Source organism: Sulfitobacter sp. F26204 (genome assembly GCF_026410305.1).
Lineage (GTDB): Bacteria > Pseudomonadota > Alphaproteobacteria > Rhodobacterales > Rhodobacteraceae > Sulfitobacter.
Window position 1 is genome coordinate 21,219 of record NZ_JAPMLQ010000018.1, and the last position, 6,416, is coordinate 27,634.

Annotated in this window: 5 protein-coding genes and 3 pseudogenes; 4 read left to right on the plus strand and 4 right to left on the minus strand. The window is 57.6% G+C overall.

Translation table 11 applies throughout. From position 1 onward, the window contains the following. Positions 1–40 precede the first annotated feature (40 nt). Complete coding sequence (gene pdxR, locus OS190_RS20225) at positions 41–1,519, plus strand: MocR-like pyridoxine biosynthesis transcription factor PdxR (protein WP_267160514.1); 1,479 nt, start codon at positions 41–43, stop codon at positions 1,517–1,519. An 83-nt stretch (positions 1,520–1,602) separates the two neighbouring features. Here the strand turns inward: pdxR and OS190_RS20230 are convergent. Next, positions 1,603–1,905: pseudogene (locus OS190_RS20230) on the minus strand (integrase core domain-containing protein); the annotation flags it as partial. Between the two features lie 63 nt (positions 1,906–1,968). Between OS190_RS20230 and OS190_RS20235 the strand changes: the two are divergent. After that, positions 1,969–2,670: pseudogene (locus tag OS190_RS20235) on the plus strand (IS6 family transposase). A 50-nt stretch (positions 2,671–2,720) separates the two neighbouring features. Here the strand turns inward: OS190_RS20235 and OS190_RS20240 are convergent. Next, a pseudogene (locus tag OS190_RS20240) lies at positions 2,721–2,930 on the minus strand (hypothetical protein); the annotation flags it as partial. 444 nt (positions 2,931–3,374) lie between these two features. Between OS190_RS20240 and OS190_RS20245 the strand changes: the two are divergent. Together OS190_RS20245 and OS190_RS20250 are read left to right on the plus strand one after the other, a co-directional pair. After that, positions 3,375–3,725: an MbcA/ParS/Xre antitoxin family protein gene (locus tag OS190_RS20245; RefSeq protein WP_027264271.1), complete on the plus strand. Its 351-nt coding sequence runs from the start codon at positions 3,375–3,377 to the stop codon at positions 3,723–3,725. A gap of 101 nt (positions 3,726–3,826) precedes the next feature. Then, positions 3,827–4,339: an RES family NAD+ phosphorylase gene (locus OS190_RS20250; RefSeq protein WP_267160515.1), complete on the plus strand. Its 513-nt coding sequence runs from the start codon at positions 3,827–3,829 to the stop codon at positions 4,337–4,339. 62 nt (positions 4,340–4,401) lie between these two features. On the opposite strand, the gene OS190_RS20255 is transcribed toward OS190_RS20250, so the two are convergent. Continuing rightward, the gene (locus tag OS190_RS20255; RefSeq protein ID WP_267160516.1) at positions 4,402–5,496 is read right to left on the minus strand and encodes a Fic family protein; all 1,095 of its coding nucleotides are present in this window, start codon (positions 5,494–5,496) and stop codon (positions 4,402–4,404) included. 144 nt (positions 5,497–5,640) lie between these two features. Then, on the minus strand, positions 5,641–6,210 hold the full coding sequence (repC, locus tag OS190_RS20260) for a replication initiation protein RepC (RefSeq protein WP_267160517.1): 570 nt from the start codon (positions 6,208–6,210) through the stop codon (positions 5,641–5,643). Positions 6,211–6,416: the final 206 nt, after the last annotated feature.

Genomic DNA, 6,416 nt, shown 5'->3' on the forward strand with positions numbered 1-6,416 from the left:
GAATTAGGACTCAAAAAAGAGCCAGTTTTCTAATGAATCGGTGGTCCAGTTGGTAAAAGCGGAATATCGAGCGCATCGGATCGGTCGCCGGGAAATCTGTACAAATCTGCGCAACCAGATCAGGGCCGGAAATTACGCGCCCGAAGAACCGATTTCCTCTTCTCGGGCCCTCGCCGAGGAACTTGGCGTATCCCGGACAACGGTCAGCGCCGCCTATGACCAATTGGCGGCCGAGGGCTATATTGTGGTCCGTCCCGGAATGCGCCCGCGGGTCGCCGTCAACTTTCGTGCCGTCTCGACCAAAAAGACGGACAGTGCTGAAAAGCCAAATCCCGCCACCAAAAGCCTAAGCGCCTATGGGCGCCGATTGATCGATATCGGCCAATTGCGGCCACCCCGCTCTTCCCCTCACCTGATCAATTTCCGATACGGAGAGATCGCGTACGAGGATTTTCCCACCGCCCAATGGCGGCGCGCCGTGGCCAGCGTTTTGCTGCGCAAACAAAACGTGCTGTCCTACCACGAACCGTTCGGCTCTAACGCGTTGCGCCATGCGTTGCAAAGCTACCTGTGGCGGGCGCGGTCGATCAGTTGCAGCCTTGATCAGATCATCGTCGTCAATGGCTCTCAACAGGCGCTGGATCTGCTTTCGCGCATCCTGCTGGACCCAGGCGACACCTTTGCGATCGAGAATCCGTCCTATGCGATGGCCCGCTGGTCATTCGAAGCCTCTGGCGCTGCGGCCATCCCCATCGAGGTCGACGACCACGGTCTGGTGACCGACCAGCTAGAGAGTTTGCAGGCACGGCTGGTCTATGTGACGCCATCGCACCAATATCCCATGGGCGGAGTGATGCCGATCGACCGGCGCATTCAGCTGGTGGCCTGGGCAAAACGCACGGACGCCTGGATCGTCGAAGACGACTATGACAGCGAATACCGCTATGACGTGAAACCCTTGCCGCCCTTGTGGACGCACAACCCGAACGACCGCGTCATCTATATAGGCACCGTTTCCAAAACGCTCTCGCCTGCGCTGCGGATCGGCTATGCGGTGGTGCCTGACACGCTAGTCCGCGTTGTCGCGACTGCCAAACAATTGGCGGACCGGCACAATGCGCAACTGGAACAAGAGGCCCTGGCCGACCTGATTCAAAGCGGCACATATGAACGCCACGTCCGCAGGCAGCGCCGGAAAAACAATCACAGGCGGGAAACCCTGATCAGCGCGCTGAAAGCCACCTTTGGCGACCGCGTCGACATCCGCGGAACAAAGGCCGGTCTGCACATTGTGGTCTGGTTCCGCGACATCCCCATCGCACGAGAGAAAGACCTGGTCGATCGCGCCCGCGCGCTGGGTGTCGGGCTTTATTCGGTTCGCCCGCTTTGCAACCCGCCGTTGTCGTGCGGCCAGAACGAACAGATCGGGCTAGTGATGGGGTATGCGTCGCTCAAGCCGGAGCGGATCATCAAGGGCGTCTCCCTGCTGGACAAGGCCATCCAAGACCTTGGCCTCTAAGCTTTGGCGGCTCAAGGCAGACTGCCAAAACGCGCGATGAACGTCTATTCCGGGAGAATGGCCTGACACTTCTGCTCCCTCATTCATAACGAGAGTTTGCGGGTTGGGGTTTCATATTCTTCGTCGTTGGGTTGGGCAAGCGCGCCGGGCGCGGAGCCCTCAGATTTCTCAAGCGCCCGGCGCGCTTCTAGGGGCGCTTGGTTTCCGAGCGATGAGTGCGGCCTGACGTTGTTGTAGTCGTAGCGCCACAGCGCCAGTTTGCGCCTTGCATCATCCAGGATGTCGCGCATCGCCTCATTCAGCAGCTCATCGCGTAGGCTGCCGTTGAATGACTCGATGAAGGCATTCTGCTGAGGCTTGCCTGGGTCGATGTAATGCCAGCCGACGGGTGTTGTCACATTAACGGTCCTGAGGTTGCTGGTTAATAGATCTGGGCGTAGGCGGTGTCGATGCAGACACAAGAGATCAGCTACAAACTCTACCGGTTTCCGCCTCAGATCATCGCTCATATTGTCTGGCTCTACGTCCGGTTCAACTTGAGCCTGCGCGAGGCCGAAGAGCTGATGCTGGAACGTGGCGTGGACGTTTCGTATGAGACAATCCGGCGCTGAAGCGTCAAGTTCGGTCCCCTGATCGCCCAAGTTCTACAGCGACGGCAGCCGCGCCCCGGCGATGTCTGGCATCTGGACGAAGTCGTTGTGAAGATCGCGGGCCGGTCATACTGGCTCTGGCGCGCGGTCGGCCAACACGGCTTTGTTCTTGAGGAAATTCCCCAATCGAGATGAGACAAGCGCGCCGCAAAGCGGCCTTTGGTCAAGCTGATGAAGCGTTGGGGCTTCGTGCCAAAAAGGATCATTACGGACAAACTGCGCTCCTATGGTGCCGCAAAGCGCAAGGTCGCGCCTGGCCTTGATCATTGGTCACACAAGGGACTCAATAACCGCGCAGAAAACAGCCACTTGCCCTTCCGAAAACGAGAGCGGGTGATGCAAGGTTTCCGATCGCCGGGTGGATTACAACGCTTCGTATCTATGCAGTCTGCAACCCGCAATCGTTTCTCTGTCCCAGCTCGCCGCCGCTCTGCGCTCACCATCCGCTACCATCGGCTCGAAACATTCGAGGCGTGGAAATCCGCAGCACAGGCCGCTTGATCAACGAACAGCTTGCCAACTTGCAAATTCGGCGAGTTAACGTGACAACACCATGTCCCGCCCTCTCCGCAGATCACATGCGCGTTTGGCAAAGTCGCCGCTTGTCTGAGATGGCCGAGATCACGCATGACGGTCTGGCGTTCGAGCCGCTGTGCCAGCGCCGTCTGGCCAGTTCGGCGCAGCTCTCTATGTCGCCACCAGGAGGCGGCGGTTGCGCGGAGCACGCGCAAGACACCTGTTTGCATGGGAATGCCCTTCATCCGGAACGGCAGACCGGAACCCGGCCCGGACCCATCTGAGGGACCCCAAAGGCCCTCATCCGTCAGTCAAAAAACCCGAAGTCCACTTTCCCTTTTCACGAGCCAACTGGTCCGGGGTAATGGCCGAGGGTCCAACACCACCGCGGATCCCAGTGACTGCATGCAGTAAGTGGCGGTTCCGATCCAAGATCGGCAAGCCATATCGGCAACTCCCGTCCGACTGCTGCATTCTTTCTCATATTATCAATAACTTATCTGACGTTCTCGATCGGCAAAAGCGCTCCAACGGCGACTTCTCAAGCCCAAAAATCAGGATTTGCTTCGTTCAGAGCAATGCAGCGTTACGGATTAGCATGGGAAAAGAAGTCACATTACCTCCTGACAGCTTGAATTTCAGCAATATTGCCGCTATATACCGTCAGTATCACTGTAGGAGCATAGATCATGCACATCACGAACTTTGCTGAAGCCGGGCAATTCGAACCGCGCAAGATCGCCGCGGTACTACGCACATCAGCAGAAGAGATCGCATTGACCGTCGGCTTGGGCAAAGACGCGCTGCAGAGGCGAGCCCGCATCGGTTCGGACAAGACGCAGCGCCGCCTGCGCGAATTGGTAGAGGTGCTGAACAAAGTCGAACCCCGCTTCGGCTCGGAATTGATGGCCTATGCATGGTACCGGTCAGAGCCCCTGCCCGGCTTTGATGGCCGGACAGCCATGCAGCTGGTGCAGGAAGGCAAAGCGCAGCAAGTTCTGGAATACATCGATGCGGTCGATGCAGGCGTCTTTGCCTGAAGTGCGCCCCCCCAAGACATGAGACACCGATACCCTGTCACACTACGTGTTCTCGGGACATCGGTGTCGCATAATAAATTTTCGATTGCCGGGACTCCGTGATGCCTCTGAAAGATGGGCGCTACACAGGGCCACTCTACCGCGCCCTGAACCCGGTCTATGCACGTGAACCTCTGTCCGGACGAGGCGCTGAACTCTATGGAGGGCGCTTTAATGCCAAGGGCACCCCTGCCCTCTACACCGCGCTGGATCCCGCGACCGCTCTTAGAGAAGCCAACCAGGTCGGCAGCCTGCAACCCACGATCCTGGTGTCCTACAATGCCGACCTTGGGCCTATTTTCGATACCCGCGATCCGGGCGGACTTGACCGGTATGGCGCGACAGCGGCGATGCTTTCAGATCCTGCATGGCGCATGAAGATGCTCGATGGACAATCGGTTCCGACACAGGATTTAGCACGCGCCCTCATTGCGGATCGGTTTGCGGGGCTTCTGATCAAAAGTTATGCGAAGGGCGCGTCATCATCGGACTTCAACATCGTGTTGTGGGCCTGGTCTGGCAATAAAGGTTCTTTGGAAGTTGTGGATGACGAAGAGCGACTGTCACGTATGTGAGGTGATCGGCTGACATGTTCACAGGGTGCATTCTTAGCGCACCGAGCCTTTGATAAGCCTTTTTACGTCGCCGTCAGGGAATAACTGGTGCTACGCCCACCAGCCTCATCTTTCTCCAGGGCACCCAAGTCGATCAGGTCGAGGATGTCGCGATAGGCCGTGTCTTGTGAGCACTTTTCGATCTTTGCGTACTTCGACGTCGTCAGCTTTCCTTCGAATCCATCCAGCAGACGGTTCAGCATGTCCCGCTGGCGGTCGTTCATGTTCGCCGCTCCGTATTTCTCCCAGAACCGCGCCTTCTGGAACACGGCCTCAAGGATGATTTCTGCGCCATCGAATGCGCGGTCCAGGCAAGCCAGGAACCAAACGAGCCACGCCGTGACATCAAGCCCGCCTTTCTGCGTCGTCTCAAGCATGTCGTAATAGTCGCTCCGCTCCTGCCGAATTTGCGTCGACATGCTGTAGAACCGCTGCGCGCTGCCTTCCGATCGCGCCAACGCCATATCCGCGATCGCGCGCGCGATGCGGCCGTTGCCATCATCGAAAGGATGGATTGTAACGAACCAAAGATGGGCGATTGCGGCATGGATGACTGGGTCCGTGTCGGAGGTCTGATTGAACCAGGACAGAAAGCGCGCCATCTCGGCTTCCAGCCGGTTGGCCGCAGGCCCCTCAAAATGCACCCGTTCGCGGCCATAGGGTCCTGATACAACCTCCATCGGACCGTCACGCCACTGTCCCACCCTGATCCGGGTCATTCCGCTTCGCCCGGTCGGAAAGAGAGCCGCATGCCAGCCAAACAGACGCTCCGCATCCAATGGCTGGTCATACGCTTGGGTCGCGTCCAGCATCATCTCGACGACACCATCAACATGGCGATCAGACGGGATCAGTCCGCCAATTTCCAGACCCAACCGCTGTGCGATAGATGAGCGAACCTGATCCTTGTCGAGCGTCTCCCCCTCGATCTCGCTGCTTTTGACCACATCACTGGTCAGTGTTCTAAGCATCGCCTCGTTGCGAAGATCGAAGCCAAGACCCTCCATGCGCCCCAAAAGCTTGCCTTGGCGGTGACGAACCGCAGCAAGTTGTGACGACAGCTTGGCCTTATCCCAGGCAAACCGGGGCCAATCAGGAAGTTCGTGAATGTAGGTCATATTTTACGCATTCCTTGCGGAGATTATACGGCACAATCTCCGCAAGACAACAGTAAACACCGCAGGCGGTGCGGAGAATAAGAGCGGCAATCTCCGCATACCTCACCTGGAACTTGAAACATGGGATAACTAATTCTCTTCCCATTACGCCGCCTGTCCGCTCAACCGGCCATAGAAACTGCGCTCGAGATGCAGCTCCCCTGCCCCGGCCTTCTCGACCATACCCCGCAGATATCCGCCCGGAGACGCCACTTCGCCGGCGCAATGCTTGTCGAACGTGAGAACCAGCGCTGCTGTCGCGACTTGTGGCCCGAGACGGTCCTGTGCGAGGTTCCAAGCGTGCTCTGAGACACCGATCATGGGCCTGAGCTGCCCGACAACGCGATGAAGATCGCCCCAATCCTTCAAATACCCGCCCATATTGCGTGCCCAGGACGCGAATTCAGGACAAGCCTGCATCACAGTCGGCAAATCAAGCGCTGCACCTCGTTTCTTACATGTTTCATCAACCCAGTCTTCCAGATCCCTATCCACCCTCTCTTCCGATGGCGCATTTGGCACCACGCCCGCCGCTTGCTCAGTTTCTGAGTTATTACAGGTTACAGGATTAAGTTGATTTGTAGTTAGTATATGAGGTTCAGAAATGACCTCCCTGGGGTCCATTTCTTGAGTCTTTTGGAGCCCTTGTTCAGTCGTTTCGGGTGTGTTTTCCACAACATCATCCGCTCGAACCGCCTTGAAGTAGGTCGTCTCGACACGCTCCTGAAGTTCCTTGAACCATTCTAGGAGCCGCGCAAGCGTCTCAGAGGCCGTGTTCCGGCGTGGCAAGCCATATCGAAAAACTATTGGCGGACGTGCCGCGCAATGCGGTGATGGTGACCGTTATCGATGGCCATCCCGTCACGCTGGCCTGGCTGGGT

Excerpts from the sequence above, each read along its gene's own strand:
- OS190_RS20245 (WP_027264271.1), top strand. The coding sequence starts at position 3,375 with ATGCACATCACGAACTTTGCTGAAGCCGGGCAATTCGAACCGCGCAAG.
- OS190_RS20255 (WP_267160516.1), bottom strand. The coding sequence starts at position 5,496 with ATGACCTACATTCACGAACTTCCTGATTGGCCCCGGTTTGCCTGGGAT.
- OS190_RS20250 (WP_267160515.1), top strand. The coding sequence starts at position 3,827 with ATGCCTCTGAAAGATGGGCGCTACACAGGGCCACTCTACCGCGCCCTG.